18 protein-coding genes are annotated in these 18,019 nt (G+C 74.1%); 14 read left to right on the plus strand and 4 right to left on the minus strand.

The genetic code is table 11. The annotated features are described in order from the left end of the window. Positions 1–114: 114 nt before the first annotated feature. From panB to BUE45_RS23345, 3 genes are all read left to right on the plus strand, one after another. Complete coding sequence (gene panB, locus BUE45_RS23335; RefSeq protein ID WP_073381682.1) at positions 115–969, plus strand: 3-methyl-2-oxobutanoate hydroxymethyltransferase; 855 nt, start codon at positions 115–117, stop codon at positions 967–969. 167 nt (positions 970–1,136) lie between these two features. Next, a complete protein-coding gene (locus BUE45_RS23340; protein ID WP_073381683.1) occupies positions 1,137–2,027 on the plus strand; it encodes a sulfurtransferase in 891 nt (296 codons plus the stop codon). Between the two features lie 148 nt (positions 2,028–2,175). Further along, positions 2,176–3,216 (plus strand): LLM class F420-dependent oxidoreductase, encoded by a 1,041-nt coding sequence (locus BUE45_RS23345; protein ID WP_073381685.1) that lies wholly within the window; start codon positions 2,176–2,178, stop codon positions 3,214–3,216. A 43-nt stretch (positions 3,217–3,259) separates the two neighbouring features. Here BUE45_RS23345 and npdG read toward each other — a convergent pair whose 3' ends face one another. Beyond that, complete coding sequence (gene npdG, locus BUE45_RS23350; RefSeq protein WP_073381686.1) at positions 3,260–3,955, minus strand: NADPH-dependent F420 reductase; 696 nt, start codon at positions 3,953–3,955, stop codon at positions 3,260–3,262. A 46-nt stretch (positions 3,956–4,001) separates the two neighbouring features. Then, a complete protein-coding gene (locus tag BUE45_RS23355) occupies positions 4,002–4,190 on the minus strand; it encodes a hypothetical protein (RefSeq protein ID WP_073381717.1) in 189 nt (62 codons plus the stop codon). Positions 4,191–4,296: 106 nt separating this feature from the next. Between BUE45_RS23355 and map the strand changes: the two genes are divergently transcribed. Continuing rightward, positions 4,297–5,148, plus strand: coding sequence for a type I methionyl aminopeptidase (gene map, locus BUE45_RS23360; RefSeq protein WP_218619583.1), 852 nt, complete (start codon positions 4,297–4,299; stop codon positions 5,146–5,148). Between the two features lie 181 nt (positions 5,149–5,329). Here map and BUE45_RS23365 read toward each other — a convergent pair whose 3' ends face one another. Further along, a complete protein-coding gene (locus BUE45_RS23365; RefSeq protein ID WP_073381688.1) occupies positions 5,330–5,623 on the minus strand; it encodes a hypothetical protein in 294 nt (97 codons plus the stop codon). A 289-nt stretch (positions 5,624–5,912) separates the two neighbouring features. On the opposite strand from BUE45_RS23365, the gene BUE45_RS23370 reads away from it, so the two are divergent. The 10 genes from BUE45_RS23370 to BUE45_RS23415 all read left to right on the plus strand — a co-directional run bounded on the left by BUE45_RS23370 (position 5,913) and on the right by BUE45_RS23415 (position 16,346). Continuing rightward, positions 5,913–6,776: a helix-turn-helix domain-containing protein gene (locus BUE45_RS23370; RefSeq protein ID WP_073381690.1), complete on the plus strand. Its 864-nt coding sequence runs from the start codon at positions 5,913–5,915 to the stop codon at positions 6,774–6,776. Beyond that, positions 6,773–6,982, plus strand: a complete 210-nt coding sequence (locus BUE45_RS23375) for a DUF397 domain-containing protein (RefSeq protein WP_073381691.1) — start codon at positions 6,773–6,775, stop codon at positions 6,980–6,982. The genes BUE45_RS23370 and BUE45_RS23375 overlap by 4 nt, the downstream gene beginning before the upstream one ends. A gap of 100 nt (positions 6,983–7,082) precedes the next feature. Beyond that, on the plus strand, positions 7,083–7,877 hold the full coding sequence (locus BUE45_RS23380; RefSeq protein ID WP_073381693.1) for a HEAT repeat domain-containing protein: 795 nt from the start codon (positions 7,083–7,085) through the stop codon (positions 7,875–7,877). 60 nt (positions 7,878–7,937) lie between these two features. After that, on the plus strand, positions 7,938–8,771 hold the full coding sequence (locus tag BUE45_RS23385; RefSeq protein WP_073381694.1) for a M55 family metallopeptidase: 834 nt from the start codon (positions 7,938–7,940) through the stop codon (positions 8,769–8,771). A 65-nt stretch (positions 8,772–8,836) separates the two neighbouring features. Further along, positions 8,837–10,207 (plus strand): M20/M25/M40 family metallo-hydrolase, encoded by a 1,371-nt coding sequence (locus BUE45_RS23390; RefSeq protein ID WP_073381696.1) that lies wholly within the window; start codon positions 8,837–8,839, stop codon positions 10,205–10,207. 84 nt (positions 10,208–10,291) lie between these two features. Next, complete coding sequence (locus BUE45_RS23395; RefSeq protein ID WP_073381698.1) at positions 10,292–11,242, plus strand: S66 peptidase family protein; 951 nt, start codon at positions 10,292–10,294, stop codon at positions 11,240–11,242. Between the two features lie 519 nt (positions 11,243–11,761). After that, on the plus strand, positions 11,762–12,031 hold the full coding sequence (locus tag BUE45_RS23400; RefSeq protein WP_073381699.1) for a helix-turn-helix domain-containing protein: 270 nt from the start codon (positions 11,762–11,764) through the stop codon (positions 12,029–12,031). Between the two features lie 80 nt (positions 12,032–12,111). After that, positions 12,112–13,359 carry a sulfotransferase family protein gene (locus tag BUE45_RS23405; RefSeq protein ID WP_073381701.1) on the plus strand — a complete coding sequence of 416 codons (1,248 nt, stop codon included), beginning with the start codon at positions 12,112–12,114 and terminating at the stop codon, positions 13,357–13,359. A 286-nt stretch (positions 13,360–13,645) separates the two neighbouring features. Then, positions 13,646–15,616, plus strand: coding sequence for an acyl-CoA dehydrogenase family protein (locus BUE45_RS23410; protein WP_073381702.1), 1,971 nt, complete (start codon positions 13,646–13,648; stop codon positions 15,614–15,616). A gap of 94 nt (positions 15,617–15,710) precedes the next feature. Further along, positions 15,711–16,346 carry a PadR family transcriptional regulator gene (locus BUE45_RS23415; protein WP_073381704.1) on the plus strand — a complete coding sequence of 212 codons (636 nt, stop codon included), beginning with the start codon at positions 15,711–15,713 and terminating at the stop codon, positions 16,344–16,346. A 444-nt stretch (positions 16,347–16,790) separates the two neighbouring features. On the opposite strand, the gene BUE45_RS23420 is transcribed toward BUE45_RS23415, so the two are convergent. After that, a complete protein-coding gene (locus tag BUE45_RS23420; RefSeq protein WP_084737715.1) occupies positions 16,791–17,630 on the minus strand; it encodes an ABC transporter permease in 840 nt (279 codons plus the stop codon). Between the last annotated feature and the right edge of the window lie 389 nt (positions 17,631–18,019).

Consider the following 18,019-nt stretch of genomic DNA (forward strand, 5'->3'; position numbering starts at 1 on the left):
GCCCCGGCCCCCCGCGGGGCCGCACCACGACCGCGTTCGCGCGGCGCACACCGATTTCGTCCACACGTCCGGGGACACCCACCGCGGTGCTTCGAGACAACGGAGGAAGACACCATGAACACCACCGACAAGACCCCCTCCGCCGGGCCCGCCCTCTACGGCGGGGTCACCAACCGGCGCGTCACCATCCGCGACCTGGCCGCCGCCAAGCGGCGCGGCGAGCGCTGGCCGATGCTGACCGCCTACGACGCCCTCACCGCGCGGGTGTTCGACGAGGCGGGCATCCCCGTCCTCCTCGTCGGCGACTCCGCCGCCAACGTCGTGTACGGCTACGACACCACCGTCCCGGTCACCGTGGACGAGCTGGTGCCCCTCACCGCGGCGGTCGCGCGCTCCACCAAGCGCTCCCTCGTGGTGGCGGACCTGCCGTTCGGCTCCTACCAGGCCTCCCCCGAGCAGGCCCTGGCGACCGCCTCCCGGTTCATGAAGGAGGGCGGCGCCCAGGCCGTGAAGCTGGAGGGCGGCCACGCCGTCGCCCGGCAGGTGGAGCTGCTCGTGTCCGCGGGCATCCCGGTCATGGCGCACCTGGGCCTGACCCCCCAGTCGGTGAACACCCTGGGCGGGTACCGGGTGCAGGGCCGCGGCGAGGCCGCCGCGGACCTGCTCAAGGACGCCAAGGAGCTGGAGCGGGCGGGCGCGTTCTCGGTCGTGCTGGAGTGCGTGCCCAGCGACCTGGCCGCGCAGGTCACCGGGCAGCTCGACATCCCGACGATCGGCATCGGGGCCGGCGGGGCGACCGACGCCCAGGTGCTGGTGTGGCAGGACATGGCCGGGCTGAGCCCCCGGGTGGCCAAGTTCGTCAAGACCTACGCCGACCTGCACGAGACGCTGCGGGAGGCCGCGTCGACGTACGCCGACGAGGTGGTGAGCGGGGCCTTCCCCGACGCGGAGCACTCGTACGCGAGCTGACACCGGAGCACCTTTTCCGACCGGACGCCGGCCGGGGCACCCGCCCCGGCCGGCGTCCGCCGTCGTGGCCGGCGATCGGGGCCGGTGATCGCGGCCGGTCACGGGGTAGGGGGCAGGGCGGACGGACGGATCAGTACTATTAATTTCCTACCGACATAGGGGGAAAAATGAGCGCACGCATCGACCCGCTCGTGGACGCCGCCTGGCTGTCCCGGCACCTGGGGGACGGCGACCTGGTCGTGGTCGACGCCACGACCCTGCTGGACATCCCGGAGGAGGGGCCCTACACCGTCGGCTCGGGCCGGCCCGGGTACGAGGAGGAGCACATCCCCGGGGCGGTGTTCGCCGACCTCACGACCGACTTCGCCGACACCGGCGCCTCCGACCCGTGGACGGTCCCGTCCTCGGAGAAGTTCGCCGTCCACGCCGGGCTGCTCGGCATCGGCGAGGGCAAGCGCGTGGTCGCCTACGACCGGAGCACCGGGTTCTGGGCCACCCGCCTGCGCTGGCACCTGCGCCTGGAGGGCTTCGACGACGTCGCGGTGCTCGACGGCGGCCTGCGCGCCTGGAAGGCAGCGGGCGGCCGGGTGACCTCCGAGCCCACCCCGGCCCCGATCGCCGCCGCCTTCCAGGCGCGCCGGCGCCCGGAGCTGCTGCGCTCCACCGAGGAGGTGGCGCGCTCGCTGGGCGACGGCCGGACGCTGCTGGTGAACGTGCTCGACCCGGCCACCTACCGGGGGGACCGGCACACCTACGCCCGCGACGGGCACATCCCCGGCAGCGTCAACCTGCCGGTGTCGGAACTGCTGGACCCCGGGACCGGGGGCCTGCGGCCGGCGGCCGAACTGCGCGAGATCCTCGACCGCGCCGGGCTGCTCGACCCGGGCGTGCGCCCGGTGGCGTACTGCGGCGGCGGCATCGCCGCGACCGGGCTGGTGCACGCGCTGTCCCTGGCGGGCCGCGACGACGCGGCCGTCTACGACGGCTCGATGACGGCCTGGGCGGCGGACCCCTCGCTCCCGCTGGTCACCGGCGACTCCCCCGAGGGCGACGCCTGACCCCGGCCCGGGGGCCGGGCGGCCCCCGGCGCCGCGGGGCGGCGGACACGTGTGAGGCGGGCCACGAACCGAACCTTACTCGGGAGTAGAGTCGCCTCATATCCCAGCACCTACGCGGGCCGGGGCACCCGGCCCTTGGGGAGGACGCATGCGCATCTCGATGCCGCTCCAGTACTCGGGCGAGCCCAAGGCCGCGGTCGAGCAGGTCGTCGAACTGGAGAAGGCCGGGCTGGACACCGTCTGGGTGGCCGAGGCCTACGGGTTCGACGCCCCCACCCTCATGGGCTACATCGCCGCCCGCACCGAGACCGTGAACATCGGTTCGGCGATCCTGCCCCTGTACAGCCGCACCCCCACCCTCATCGCGATGACCGCCGCCGGGCTCGACGACCTGTCGGGCGGCCGGGCGATCCTGGGCCTGGGCGCCAGCGGCCCGCAGGTCATCGAGGGCTTCCACGGCGTCCCCTACGCCAAGCCGCTGGCCCGCACCCGGGACACCATCGAGATCTGCCGCAAGGTCTGGCGGCGCGAGGAGCGCCTCACCCACGACGGCCCCGTGTTCCGGCTGCCGCTGCCCGAGGGCGAGGGCACCGGGCTGGGCAAGCCGCTCAAGATCATCAACCACCCCGTGCGCTCGGAGATCCCGGTCTTCGTCGCCTCCCTGGGCGTCAAGAACGTGGAGATGACCGCCGAGATCGCCGACGGCTGGCTCCCCCACCTGTTCATCCCCGAGAAGGCGCAGGCCGTGTGGGGCGGGGCGCTGGCCGCGGGGAAGGAGAAGCGGGACGCGTCGCTGGGCGGCCTGGAGATCGCCGCGGGCGGCCTGCTCGCCATCGGCGAGGGCGAGGAGACCAAGAAGCTGCTCGACTTCGTGCGGCCGATGATCGCGCTGTACGTCGGCGGCATGGGTGCCAAGGGCAAGAACTTCTACAACACCGTCGCCCGCCGCTACGGGTACGAGGAGGCGGCCGAGAAGATCCAGGACCTGTACCTGGCCGGCCGCAAGGACGAGGCCGCGGCGGCCGTCCCCGACGAGTTCGTCGAGCTCACCAACATGGTGGGCCCGGAGTCCTACGTGCGCGAGCGCGTGGAGGCGTTCCGGGCCGCGGGGGTCACCAGCCTCAACGTCATCCCGGTGGGCGGCGACCCGGTCGCCCTGGTCGAGAAGGTCAAGGGCTGGGCTTCCTGAGCGGGCGCGGGGCCGGGGAGCGCCCCCGGCCCCGCGGCCGGGGTCACAGCCCGGTGACCCGGATGCCCGCGTGGGTCTTGTAGCGGCGGTTGACCGCGATGAGGTTCGCGGTGAGCGCCTCCACCTGGTGCGCGTTGCGCAGGCGCCCGCCGAACACCCCGCGCACGCCCGGGATGCGCTCGGCCAGGGCCCGCACGGTGTCGGTGGCGTCCCGGTCCTCGCCCAGCACCAGCACGTCCAGGTCCACGCTCTCCACCGCGGGGTCCAGCAGGACCACGGCGGACACGTGGTGGAACGCGGCCGTGACGGTGCTCTCCGGCAGAACGGCGGCGGCCTGCTCCGCGGCGCTGCCCTCGGGCACGTCCAGCGCGAACGGGCCGCGCTTGTCGAAGCCGAGCGGGTTGACGCAGTCCACGACGATCTTGCCCGCCAGCGGCCCGGCCAGGGACTCCAGCAGCTCGCGGTGCCCCTCCCACGGGACGGCGACGATGACGATGTCGCCCGCCGCCGCGGCGGCGGCGTTGTCGAGTCCGCGCACGTCGACCGGGGAGGACTCGGCCTCCACCAGGGCGCGCGCGGCCCCGTCGGCGCGCTCGGCGCTGCGCGATCCCAGGTACACGGTGTGCCCGGCCAGGGCGAACCGGCGGGCCAGCCCGCGCCCCTGGTCGCCCGTGCCGCCCAGGACGGAGACGGTCCGCCCGGTGATGTCGGTGCTCTCGGGTGTGCTCACTTCGGTCATGGGCCGATCCTGCCAGAACCGGATTCCGCTCTCCGGGTGCGACCCGTCACCAGCGCTCGTCCTCGTCGTCGGACTCCCACCGGTCGTTGCGCTCGGCCGCGATGCTCAGCGCCCGCGCCGCCGTCGCCTCGTCGGGGTAGGGCCCCAGCCGCTCCTTGTTGGGGCAGCCCGCCCCGTGTTCGACGGTGTCGTGCCTGAGGCAGTACCACCAGCCGTCATTCTGTACGTCGGCCACCGCGTCCGCCTTTCCTCGTTCCCGGTCGGTCACCTACCCGGCGCGGGGTGTTCCTCACACCCGGCGGACCGCGGCCGGTCCGCACCACGAACTAGAATTCGTGTCCATGACTACTCCGCTGGTTCCCGGGCGCATCTCGCCGCAACGTTCGGTCCCCTCCCACATCGCCCGCCCCGAGTACGTCGGGCGCAAGCACCCCGTGGAGGGCGTCCTGGGCGACGTGCAGACCCCGGAGACCATCGAGCGTATGCGCGTCGCGGGCAGGATCGCCGCGCAGGCGCTGGAGGAGGTCGGCAAGCGGGTCGTGCCGGGGGTGACCACCGACGAGCTGGACCGCGTGGGCCATGAGTTCCTTTTGGACCACGGGGCCTACCCGAGCACCCTGGGCTACAAGGGGTACCCCAAGTCGCTGTGCTCCTCGCTCAACGAGGTCATCTGCCACGGCATCCCCGACGACACGGTGGTGCGCGACGGCGACATCGTCAACATCGACATCACCGCGTACAAGGACGGTGTGCACGGCGACACCAACGCCACGTTCCTGTCCGGGAACGTGGCGGAGGAGAACCGCCTGCTGGTGGAGCGCACCCGCGAGGCCACCATGAGGGCGGTCAAGGCGTGCCGCCCGGGGCGGCGGATCAACGTGATCGGCCGGGTCATCGAGTCGTACGCCAAGCGGTTCGGGTACGGGGTCGTCCGCGACTTCACCGGCCACGGGGTGGGCCCGGAGTTCCACTCCGGCCTGGTGGTGCCGCACTACGACGACCCGCGCGCGGACACCGAGATGGTGCCCGGGATGACGTTCACGATCGAGCCCATGATCACCCTGGGCGGGGTCGAGTACGACATGTGGGACGACGGCTGGACGGCCGTCACCGCCGACCGCCGGTGGACCGCCCAGTTCGAGCACACCCTCGTCATCACCGACACCGGCGCCGAGATCCTCACCCTCCCGTAGTTTCGCGGTCGTCCCCGCGGGCCCCGGCGCGTCGCGCCGGGGCCCGCGGCGCGCCGGGGGTCCCGGAGCGGACCGGCCGAGGAGCGGGAATCCGCAGAGGACGGTCCGCCATGCGGGTTCCCGGTCCCGGAGGAGCACCCGGGAACCCGTGGGCGGTGGCGATGGGAGAAGGTCCGGCCCGTCAGCCGTCCGTGTCGCCCGGGGCGAGGAGCCGGGCGAGGGCGGCGGCCATCGCGAGGGCCTTGGTTCCGGGGTCGAGTTCGTCCCCGCCGCTGATGCTCCACTCCGCGCTGCGGTCGTCGCGGATGTCCACCTCCAGGCTCATCGTGCTGCCCGCCCCGTATACCTCCAGGTTTCCGGGATCGGAGGAGTCGAGGTCCACGGTGAGCCCGCAGGCCCGGAGGAGTTCGGCGACGGTGGCGACGTAGCGGTCGAGCTGGTCCTCGCTGAGCAGCTCGGGGACCTCGTTGTCCACAGAGGTGTCGATGTCGCCCCACCCGTGGGGGACAATCGGGGCAGGGAGTGTGCGGACTTCGGTCATCGGGGTTCCCCTCTCCTGAAGGCACCGCCTGGGGCGCTACAGAGGGCCAACTCGTAGTGAGCGTCCCAGGCGGTGGTCTTGTCGTCCGGGCGCGGCAACGATCCCGCCGCGGCTTCCCGGTTCCCAGTGAGGTCTGGCTCACCTTCTGTTAGGTTGGCACATATCCATCTCCCGTACAACGTCAAACACAAATTTGATACCCAGCAGACAGAGGAGAACAGAGATGCCGACCGCCCGACGCAAAGTGACCCTTCGAGCACAGTGGCTCGGCAAGATGCTCCGTGAGCTGCGCGAGAGCAACGGCTACACGTTGAAAGAGGCCGCCGAGTACCTCCAGCGCGACCTCTCTGCGCTGAGTCGGTTCGAGTCGGGCGTGCATCCGATCCGAAGGGGCGACGTACTCGCACTGATGGACCTGTACGGGGTCGAGGACCGGCCGCAACGGGACATGTTGATCTCGCTCACCGGTGAACTCACCCGTACGGGTTGGTGGGAGAAGTACACGAAGGACGATGTGTGGGGCTCCACGATCGACCTCGCCTGGCTGGAAAGCCGGGCCCACTCACTTCGCATGTTCGCGACGACGACCGTGCCCGGCCTACTTCAAACGGAGCAGTACGCCCGCTCCTTGATACAGGTCGCCAACAGACATTCCACGCAGCGGGAGATCGAGCGCTGGGTGAGCCTTCGTCTCGACCGGCAAAGAGTTCTCGATCGTGAGGGGGAGCCGGCGCACCTCTCAGCGGTCGTGGACGAGTCCGTGCTGCGCAGGCTCGTAGGAGGCCGGGAGATCATGCGCGACCAGATACGCCATCTGATACTGATGTCCCAGCGGGCGAACGTGAACATCCAGGTCCTGCCGTTCAACATAGGCGCTCATTCCAGCCCCGATGGCCCCTTCGCACTCGTCAAGATGGACGACCCGTTCCCCGAAGTCGCACATATCGAAAGTCCCGCCGGTTCCATCTACCTGGAAACCGAAGCCGTGGACCGCTTCGTGGACACCTACGATTGGTTGCAGGAGCACAGCCTTGGTATTGAGGACACCGCCGCGCTACTGGCAGACCTAGAAAAGGAACTTCGATGAGCAAGGACAAGGTGGCCACCCTCTCCTCGGTCGCCTGGCATATCAGCAGCTACAGCGCAAACGGCAGCGGCCAGTGTGTCGAGGCGGGAGCGTTCACCGACGGCAGTAACGCCTACGCCGTACGCGACTCCGAGCACCCCGCCCACGGACACCTCACCTTCACCCGCAACGAGTGGGCGGCCTTCGTGGCCGGGGTGACCGACTGACCCCCACCCCACTAGAACAGCGGCTGGCCAGGGCACCAGGGCGAACCTCCCGGTGCCCTGCGGCGTCTCCCCCTCCGTACCCGCGACCCACGGAGGCCCCATGGCCCGCTTCGTCCACCTGGCGCCCGCCGCCCGCGCGGCGCGCGCGGTCCGCTCCGGGCTGCGCGCCTCCCCCGGGCACCACGGGGAACGCGGGGTCTTCTGCTTCCCCGTCCTGCCCTCCTACACCCTCACCCACCAGTGGCTGCGCGAGCTGGCCCGCTGGAAGGGCTCCCGGAGCCTGGCCGCCGTGGACCTGCTGCTGCCCGACGACCAGCCGGTGACGGTCGGCCACTACGGCGGACCCGTCCGGCACACCACCGCGGCCGGGGCCGTGGGGATCGTCGCCGCGCTGGAGGACCCGCGCGGCTGGGAGGTCTTCCTCCCCCGCTCCGTCACCGCCCGCGAGGTCCGCCGGGTGCGCGCCGTGCGCCAGGGGACGGGCTGGCGGTACCGCCCCGACGCCCACGGGCGGCCGCCCTGCACCTGCTTCGGCTGCCGGGTGCGCGGCGGGTACGGGTCGCGGCGGCTGCTCGAACGCCGCCCCGGCGCCGACGGCCCCGGACCGCCGCCCCGCGTGCTGCTGGAGCGCGTCGACCGCGCGCTCGCCGACGACGACACCGCCGCACTGCGCGCCGCACTGGACGGCTTCTCCGTCCGGCGGCGCGGCCCCCTGGACCGGCTCTCCCCGCTGGCGGACCACCCCGACCCCGGGGTGCGCTCCGCCCTGGCGTGGGCGGTCTCCTGGTGGACCACCCCCGGCACCGGCGCCCTGCTGGACCGGCTGGCCGCCGACCCCGACCCGCGGGTGCGCGAGGACGCCGACGACGTCCGGGAGAGCCGTGCGGACCGCTAGGCCGCGCCCGGTCCGGCGGCATCTGGCGCGGTCAGGGCGGCGGAAGCTAGGGTCGGGCGCGTGAAGATCCTCATCTCCGCGGACATGGAGGGCGCCACCGGCGTCACCTGGCCCGCCGACTGCGAGCCCGGCACCGAGCAGTGGCAGCGCTGCCGCACCATGTTCACCGGCGACGTGAACGCCGCCGTCGCCGGGCTCTTCGACGGCGGCGCCACCGAGGTGCTGGTCAACGAGGCCCACGCCACCATGCGCAACCTGCTGCTGGAGGAGCTGGACGAGCGCGCCACCATGGTCACCGGCCGCCACAAGGAACTCTCCATGGTGGAGGGCGTCCAGCACGGCGACTGCGACGGCGCCGTCTTCCTGGGCTACCACTGCGGGGCGGGCGAGGAGGGCGTGCTCGCCCACACCTACCTGCCCAACGCCGTCACCGGGGTGTGGCTGGACGGGGAGCCCGCGAGCGAGGGGCGGCTCAACGCCGCCGTGGCCGCCGAGTACGGCACCCCCGTCATCCTGGTCACCGGCGACGACCGCGCCTGCGAGGACGCCGAGACCTACGCCCCGTTCGCCCGCACCGTCGCCGTCAAGGAGTACGTGAGCCGGTACGCGGCCCGCTGCCGCCCGCCCGCGCGCACCGCCCAGGACATCCGGCTGGCCGCGTCGAAGGCGACCCTGCTCGCCGGCCGCCTGGACCCGGCCGACCCCTCCCCCCGGGCCGTGGAGGTGGAGGTGGACGCCGCCCACCTGGCCCAGGCCGCCGCCCTCGTCCCCGGGGTGACCCGGACCGGAGCACGCCGGGTCCGCTACACCTCGCCGGACGCCTACGAGATGATCCGCTGCTTCAAGACCGTCACCACGATGATCTCCCAGGCGATGGAGAAGGACTACGGCTGACCGCCGCCCGACCCCGCTCCCCGCTCCCCGCACACCGATTCCCCGCACCGCAGAAAGGCCGCGCCGTGGCCCCCACCTCCTCCGCCACCGACACCGCCCGGGCCGGTGAGGACGCCGTCGCCCTCACCCGGGAGCTGATCCGCCGGGACTCCACCAACCGGGGCGGGGGTGAGGGGGACGAGCGGGCCGCCGCCGAGTACGCGGCCGGGGCCCTCACCGACGCCGGGCTCTCCCCCGTGGTCCTGGAGTCGAAGCCGCGGCGGGCCAACGTGGTGGCCCGAGTGCCCGGCACCGACCCGGACGCGCCCGCCCTGCTCGTCCACGGGCACCTCGACGTGGTGCCCGCCGACGCCGCCGACTGGACGGTGCCCCCGTTCTCCGGTGAGGTCGCCGACTGCCCCGTCACCGGCCTGCCCTCCCTGTGGGGGCGGGGCGCCGTGGACATGAAGAACACCGTCGGCATGGTCTCGGCCGTCGTCCGGGAGTGGGCGCGCACCGGGGTGCGGCCGCGCCGCGACATCGTGCTGGCCTTCGTCGCCGACGAGGAGGACAGCGCCGAGCACGGCGCCGAGTTCCTGGTCCGCGAGCACGCCGACCTGTTCGAGGGGTGCACCGAGGCGATCGGGGAGGGCGGCGGCGAGACCGTGTACGCCCGCGGCGCCGACGGGCGGACCGTGCGGCTGTACCCGGTGGGCGCCGCCGAGCGGGGCAGCGCCTGGCTGGCACTGCGCGCCCGGGGCACCGCCGGGCACGGGTCGCGCCCGCCCCGGGACAACGCCGTGGCCTCCCTGGCCGAGGCGGTCGCACGGATCGCCGGACACCGCTGGCCGCTGCACCCCACCCCCGTGGCGCGGGCCTCCCTGGACGGGATCGCCGCCGCCCTCGGGGTCGCGCGCTCCCCCGGGGACACCGACACCGACGAGGCCGTGGAAGCGCTGCTGGCCCGGCTGGGCACGGCCGCCCCGCTGGTCTCCGCGGCGCTGCGCAACAGCGCCGCGCCCACGATGCTCTCGGCCGGGTACAAGGTCAACGTCGTCCCGGGCGAGGCCACCGCCGGGGTGGACGGGCGGGTGCTGCCGGGGGCGGAGAAGGACTTCGAGTACACCATGGACGCGCTCACCGGGGAGCGGGTGGGGTGGGAGTACGCGCACTCCTCGCCGCCGGTGTCCGCGCCGGTGGACTCGCCGCTGTTCGCGGCGCTGCGCACCGCGCTGCTGGAGCAGGACCCGGGGGCGCACGTGGTACCGGTGTGCCTGGGGGGAGGCACCGACGCCAAGGTGTTCTCCCGGCTGGGGATCGACTGCTACGGCTTCTCCCCGACCTGGCAGCCGGAGGGGCTGGACTACACGGGGCTGCTGCACGGGGTGGACGAACGGGTGCCGCTGGAAGGGCTGCGGTTCGGGGTTCGCGCGCTGGACGGGTTCCTGCGCGGCTGAGCGGCCGAGCGTAGAGGGTGGGCGCGCGCCGGGGAGGCGGGCGCCGCGAGAACGATGTCCGGAGGGGGACGTGTGACGGAACCGATGACGGTGAGCGACCAAGGCGTGGCGGCGGGGGTCCGACCGCCGCGGCTGCGCACGGGCGACCGGGTGCGGCTGGTGGCGCCGTGCAGCCCGGTGCCGGAGCCGATGCTGGAGGCGGCGGCGGAGGAGCTGCGCCGCTGGGGGCTGGCCGTGGAGTTCGGGGCGCACGTGCGCGACCGACACCCGATGCTGCCCTACCTGGCGGGCCTGGACGCCGACCGGGCGGCCGACCTCCAGGAGGCGTGGTGCGACCCGGGTGTGGCCGCGGTGTTCTGCGTGCGGGGCGGGGACGGGGCGCACCGCACCGTGGACCTGCTCGACTTCGCGGCGCTGCGGGCCGCCGCACCCAAGGCGCTGATCGGGTTCAGCGACGTCACCGCGCTGCACGAGGCGTTCGCGGTGGAGCTGGGCGTGGTGACGGTGCACGGGCCGGTGATCGGCACCAAGTACTTCGTGGGCGACCCGGTGGCGCAGGAGGAGCTGCGGCTGACCCTGTTCGAGCCGGAGCGGCGCACGGTCCTGACCTCGCCGGGGGCGCACGCCCTGGTGCCCGGGCGCACCGAGGGGGTGGTGTTCGGCGGGAACCTGAGCCTGCTCAACGACGGGCTGGGGACCCCGCACAGCCGGGCGTCGGCCGCCGGGGGGATCCTGATGCTGGAGGACGTCGGCGAGGACGTCGCCCGGGTGGACCGGATGCTCACGCACCTGCTGCGGACCGGGTGGGCGGACGGCCTGGCCGGGGTGGTGCTGGGCACGTGGACGGACTGCCCTCCGGACCCGGGGGTGATCGCGGACCTGATGCGCGAGCGCTTGGCCCCGCTGGGGGTGCCGGTGCTGTGGGGCCTGGAGACCGGCCACTGCGCGGCCCAGCTGTCGGTGCCGCTGGGCGTCCCGGCCCTGCTGGACGCCGAGAACGGCGCCCTCGTGCTGGCCGGGCCCGGCCTGGCCTGACGGGCGGCCCGGGGCCGTCGGCGGACGCCGGCGGCCCCGGGTGGAGGTCGCCGACCGCCTGGAGGCCCTCGCCCCCGGGTCGGCCGTCCGCCGGGCCGCCGCCACCGACCGTGGGCCGCGGGCGCTGTCCGGACGCCACCGGGACACCCCCCGCAACCGGAGGCCGACGTCCGCCGCGGACGGTGCACACCACCGGCCCACCGCCCGGGAGCCGCCCGGCCGCCGCACCCGCCGCACCCGCCGCACCCGCCGCACCCGCCGCACCCGCCGCACCCGCCACCGGGCTATCCCCACCGTCGCGTGTGCGGGCAGTGCAGGCACACCACCGGCCCACCGCCCGGAATCGGCCCGGCCACCGCACGCACCCGCCACCGGGATCTCCCCCGTCGCCGTGAGTGCGGCAACGGGGGCGGCGCGGGCGGTGCGGACACACCGGTCCACCACCCGGGGAGCGGCCCGGACCCGCGGTGCGGACCACGCCGCCCTGGGGTCTCAAGGCGGGAGTCTAGACTCGACGCCATGGTGAGAGAGCCGCTGACCCAGACCCAGATCGAACGCGGGCGCCTGCTCGGCGGGCTGCTGCGGCACGCCCGCGGCGACCGCACCATGGTGGACGTGGCCCGCGAGGCCGGGATCTCCGTGGAGACCCTCCGCAAGATCGAGGGCGGGCGCATCCCCACCCCCGCCTTCTTCACCGTCGCCGCGATCGCCGCCGCCCTGGGCCTGTCCCTCGACGACCTGCTGCGCCGCGTCGACGCCGACACCACCGCGACCGCCGTGAGCGCGTGAGGGGCGGCCCCCGCCCCCCGGTTCCGCCGCACCTGCCGTGACCGGACCCGCGTCCGCCCCCCGCGCCCCGAGGAGACCCCGTGGACAGACCCCCCGCGCACGTGCGCCCCGCGTGGTGGCTGAAGCCCGTGAACGCGCTGCTCTCCCCGTTCGGCGGGCGCTCCGGGGCCGCGGAGTCCTTCGACGCCGCGCTGCGGGCGGCCTCCACCCGCAGCGGGCTCCCCTGGCCCTCCGACGAGCCCTTCCTGTCCGAGCTGCGGTTCCTCCACGACTCCTGGGAGGCGGCGCCCGACCTCACCCCGGTCGGCCGGTTCTCCCTGCGGACCGAGATCGGGCGGCGGCTGGAGAGGCGCCTGCGCATGCTCCACCTGCTCGACGCCCGCCCGGAGGTCGCCGCCGGGGCCGTCGACCGCCCGGTGTTCATCACCGGCCTGCCCCGGACGGGCACCACGTTCGGGCACGGACTCCTCGCCCGGCACACCGCCGGCCGCGCCCCGCTGCTGTGGGAGCTGCTGAACCCGGTCCCCGACACGGGCCGGCCCGGGGAGCGCACGGTGAGCCGTCGCGAGCGCCTCGCCGCGGCCCGGACCCAGGTCCGGGGCATGCACGCCGCCGGCCCGGGGCTGGGGACGATCCACCCCATGCACCCGATGGAGCCGGAGGAGTGCATCTTCCTGCTGCCGCACGGCCTGAACGCCCACATCCTCGCCCACGTCCCCGGCTACCGGGAGTGGCTGGAGCGGCGCGACGCCACCCCCGACTACGTCTACCTCAAACAGCAGCTCCAGGCGCTGCAGTGGGGCCGCCCCGCCCGGCGCTGGGTGCTCAAGTCGCCGTGGCACCTGTCCAACCTGGACGCCCTGCTGTCCGTCTTCCCCGACGCCGTGGTCGTCCTGACCGACCGCGACCCCGTCCGGGCGATCGCGTCGTGGGCGAGCATGACCGAGGCGGGGCGGCGCCTGCACTGCCACGGGGCGGACCCGCACCGGATCGGCCGCGAGTGGCTGGACATCTGGGCGGGTGCGGCCGAGCGCGCCCGCGGCGTGCGCGCCGGGCACTCCCCCGGCTCCTTCCTCGACCTGCCCTACGGGGAGCTGACCTCCGATCCCCTCGGGGCGGCCGAACGCGTCTGGCGCGGCCTCGGGGAGGAGTTCGACCCGGACAGCCGGGACCGCACGCTCGCGTACACGCGGCGGGACCGGCGCGCGCACCCCGGAGGCCACACGTACGACCCGGCCCGCTACGGCCTCACCGAGCGGGAGGTGCGGGCGGCGTTCGGCCCGGACCCGACCGGCGCCGCGGCGGCCCGCGCACGCGACAGGACCTGACGGTCCAGAAGCGTCGGCGGTCCGGGGCCCGTCCGATGAGCGACAGGACGGCCCCTACACGCGACAGGACCTGAGGACCCGAACGCGTCGGCGGCCCGGGGCCCGCCCGGAGGGCGGCTGTGCGGTCCGGACCCCCGGCGGTGCCCGGGACCTCCCGGTCCGGCGCGGGGACCCTACGGTTAGGTTGGGGACCGCACGCCCCGGCGGGCGTGTTCCCGGCCCCTCCCGCCGCACGGGTGGTAGGCACGAGGGGGGCGCGTCGACGAGGACCACACAGGGGGAGATCATGAGCGAACAGGCGTTGCGGATCGACGAGGCGGAACTCCGCGGGCTCCTGGACGGCCGCTGGGCCGGGGTGCGCGAACGCGCCCGGGACGTCGTCCGGGGAGAGCTGTTCGCCCCCGTGTACGGCCTCTCCGTGGAGGAGCACCGCGAGCGCACCCTCGCCCAGCTCCTCGCGCTGGCCGAGACCGACCTGCCCGCGTACGGCTTCCCCGCCTCGGTGGGCGGCCGGGACGACATCGGGGCCTCCGTGGTGGCCTTCGAGATGCTCGTCGCCGACCTCTCCCTCATGGTGAAGATGGGCGTGCAGTGGGGCCTGTTCGGCGGGGCCATCCGCGCCCTGGGCACCGAGCGGCACCACGCCGAGTTCCTGCCCCGGGTCATGTCGGTGGAGCTGCCCGGCTGCTTCGCGATGACCGAGACCGGCCACGGCTCGGACGTGCAGAGCCTGCGCACCACCGCCACCTACAGCCCGGTCACCGGGGACTTCCTCATCGAGACCCCCGACGAGGCCGCGCGCAAGGACTACATCGGCAACGCCGCCCGCGACGGCCGGATGGCGGTCGTGTTCGCCCGGCTGCGCGCCGACGGCGAGGACCACGGGGTACACGCCCTGCTCGTGCCCATCCGCGACGAGGAGGGCGCCCCCCTGCCCGGGGTGCGGATCGAGGACTGCGGCCCCAAGGCCGGGCTCAACGGCGTGGACAACGGCCGGCTGTGGTTCGACGGCGTGCGGGTGCCCCGCACCAACCTGCTCAACCGGTACGGCACGGTGGCGCCCGACGGCACCTACTCCAGCCCCATCGAGAACCCCAACCGGCGGTTCTTCACCATGCTCGGCACGCTCATCCGCGGCCGGATCAGCGTGGCCGGGGGCGCGGGCAGCGCCGCCAAGGCCGCGCTGGCCATCGCGCTGCGGTACGCCGACACCCGGCGCCAGTTCACCCGGCCCGGGTCCGACGGGGAGCCCGAGCGGGAGGTGCGCATCCTCGACTACCTGGCGCACCAGCGCAAGCTGCTGCCCGCGCTGGCCCGCACCTACGCCCTGCACTTCGCGCAGGAGGAGCTGGTGACGCGGCTGCACGAGCTGTCCCGGGCGCCGCGCCGCGACGAGCACGCCCAGCGGGAGCTGGAGTCGCGGGCGGCCGGGCTGAAGGCGGTCGCCACCTGGCACGCGACGGAGACCATCCAGACCTGCCGGGAGGCGTGCGGGGGCGCCGGGTACCTGGCGGAGAACCGCATCCCGCAGCTCAAGGCCGACTCCGACATCTTCACGACGTTCGAGGGCGACAACACGGTCCTGCTCCAACAGCTCACCAAGGGCCTGCTCACCAACTTCCAGGACTCGTTCGGCGACTTGGACACGATGGGGCTGACCCGGTTCATGGCGGGCAAGGTGTTCGAGACGGTGATCGAGCGGACGGCGGCGATCCCGCTGATCGAGCGGCTCATCGCGGCCTCCCCCGGCCGCGGGGAGGACGCCGACCTGTACAACCGGGGCTGGCAGCTGGAGCTGTTCGAGGACCGCGAGAAGCACATCATCGAGGGGCTCGCGGGCCGGCTGCGCCGCTCCAGGAAGGACGGCGGCGACGCGTTCGAGGTGTTCAACCGCGCCCAGGACCACGTGCTGGCCGCCGGCCGGGCGCACATGGACCGGGTGGTGCTGGAGGCGTTCGTGGCCGGGATCGACCGGTGCGGCGACAAGTCCACGGCCAAACTGCTGAACCGGGTGTGCGACCTGTACGTGATGTCGGTGATCGAGGAGGACCGGGCCTGGTTCCTGGAGCACGAGCGGCTGTCGACCTCGCGGACCAAGGCGGTCACGCGCGCGGTGGACGACCTGTGCCGGGGGCTGCGCCCGTACGCGGTGCAGCTGGTCGACGCGTTCGGCCTGCGCGACGAGTGGCTGGGGGCCCCGATCGCACTGGGCTCGGAGCACGCGCGCCAGGGCGACGCCGCGCCGGCCCGCGGGTGATCCCGGGGGGTGCGGCGCCGGGCACCGGGGCCGCACCCGCCCTATAGTAGTCAAAGTTGATTAGTTTTTCGGTGCGGAACGGGAAGGGTGTGGCATGTCGGCCATCCGGTTGCTGGTCCTGGGGGCGGTCCGCCTGCACGGGCGGGCGCACGGCTACCAGGTGCGCAACGACCTGGAGTTCTGGGGCGCGCACGAGTGGTCCAACGCCAAGCCGGGGTCGATCTACCACGCGCTGAAGCAGTTGGCCAAGCAGGGCCTGCTGCTGGCGCACGAGACGGCGCCCTCCACCGCGGGCGGTCCGCCCCGCACGGAGTACGAGGTGACGCCGGAGGGGGACCGGGAGTACTTCTCGCTGCTGCGCAGGGCGCTGTCGTCGCACGACGAGCGCCGGGACGTGCTCTCGGCCGGACTGGGGTTCATGGTGGACCTGCCCCGCCACGAGGTGCTCGAACTGCTGGGCGTGCGCGAGGAGGGGCTGAAGGAGTGGCAGGACTCGGTCGGCTCCCACTACATCCCCGCCGAGCACGCCGACAGCATGGGGCACATCGGCGAGATCATGGACATGTGGCTGGCCGTGGGGCGCGCGGAGACGGCGTGGACGCGGCGGCTGATCGAGCGCATCGAGACGGGGGCGCACTCCTTCGCGGGCGAGGACGGGGACCCGTTCGAGGGCGTGTTCGCCGAGGACCACCCCGAGCTGATGCGGGCCTGGCGCATCGGCGAGTCCTGAACCGGGATACGGAGCGGGGGTACAGGGCGGGGCCCGGGGGTGCCGCGTCGGGTCCGGTGCCGGGGCCCGGCACGGAGGCCGGGCCCCGGGAACGCGGAGCCGACGGGGGTACCGAAGCATAGGGCCGGCGCGGGCCCGTGGGCACCGGACCCGGCACGGCCTCCGAAGGGCGTCGGCCCCGGCACAGGTCACCCGAGAACACAGGCGCCCGACACGGATACCCGGGATCTCCGAAAGCACGGGGTCGACACGGGCACCGGAAGGCACCGCCCCCGGAGCGGATCCCGGAAACACGGGGCCCGATAAGGAGGCCCGGCACGCCCGGGAGCACGAGACCAGAGCGGCCCCGAGAGCACAGGGCCCCACACGGACCCCCGGCACTCCCGGGCACACGGTGCCGACGCCCCCGGGGGCACCGCCCCGCCGCCGGTCCCCGCCGAGGGGTCAGCGCGACAGGGAGCGGAACCGGGCCGCGGCCATCGGGCAGGCGACCAGGAGCAGCAGCACCGGCCACAGCACCGCCAGGAACAGGGCGTTCTCCGACGCCCAGGAGGTGCCCGCCGCACCGGGGTTGCCGAACAGGTCGCGGACCGCGGTGGCCGTCGCCGACATGGGGTTCCACTCGGCGACCGCGCCCAGCCAGCCCGGCATGGCCTCGGGTGAGGCGAACGCGCTGGAGGTGAAGGCGAGCGGCCACACCAGGATCTGCACCGCCATCACCAGCTCCGGCCGTCCCACGATCAGTCCGAGCCAGACCCCGCAGGCCAGCATCGCGGCACGCAGCAGGAGCAGCAGGCCCACGGCGGCCAGGGCCGCGCCCAGGGTGCCGTGCCAGCGCCAGCCCAGGGCGAATCCGGCGGCGAGCACGATGAGCAGCCCCGCGACGGACTCGATGAGGTCCGCGACGCCGCGGCCGACCAGGACGGCGGTGGAGGCCATCGGCAGCGACCGGAACCTGTCCAGCACCCCGCGCTCCAGGTCGCGGGTGACGGCGGTCATGGTGCCCTCCAGGCCGAACGCCATGGTGAGCACCAGCAGGCCCGGAACGAGGAACTCGGTGTAGTCCCCTCCCCCGGCGACGGTCATGCTGCCGCCGAGGAAGAGCGCGAACATCACCAGCATCATCACGGGGAAGAGCAGCCCGATCAGCGGGCCCAGCGGGTTGCGGGCCCAGCGGGCGAACTCGCGGCGGGTCATCGTCCAGGAGTCGAGCGCCCAGCGGGCCGCGTCACCGGGCGCCTCCTCGTGCGTGCGGGCGCCGTGCAGGTCGTTCGTCCGTGTCATGTCCCTCTCCGATCCTCGTCTGCCACCCGGGTACGGCCCGGGTATCCGTCACTGCCATCACTGCCGTCACCACCGCCCCGGGAGACGCCCTCCGCCCCGACACGGTGCCCGCGTTCCGCGTCGGGGTCCCGTGCGGGACGGACAGCGGCACGCGGCCCGTCCCGTACCCCGCCACGGGGTCTCCCGGCGACCGCCCGCCGCGCCGCGGTGCCCGCGGCCCGCCACCGCGGCCCGGCTCGACTCGGCTCGGCTCGGCCTGGCTCGACTCGGCTCGGCTCGGCCTGGCTCGACTCGGCTCGACTCGGCTCGGCTCGACTCGGCTCGACTCGGCTCGACTCGGCTCGACTCGGCTCGGCTCGACTCGGCTCGGCTCGACTCGGCTCGGCTCG

It is taken from the genome of Nocardiopsis flavescens (assembly GCF_900141985.1).
In the GTDB taxonomy this organism is placed as follows: domain Bacteria; phylum Actinomycetota; class Actinomycetes; order Streptosporangiales; family Streptosporangiaceae; genus Nocardiopsis; species Nocardiopsis flavescens.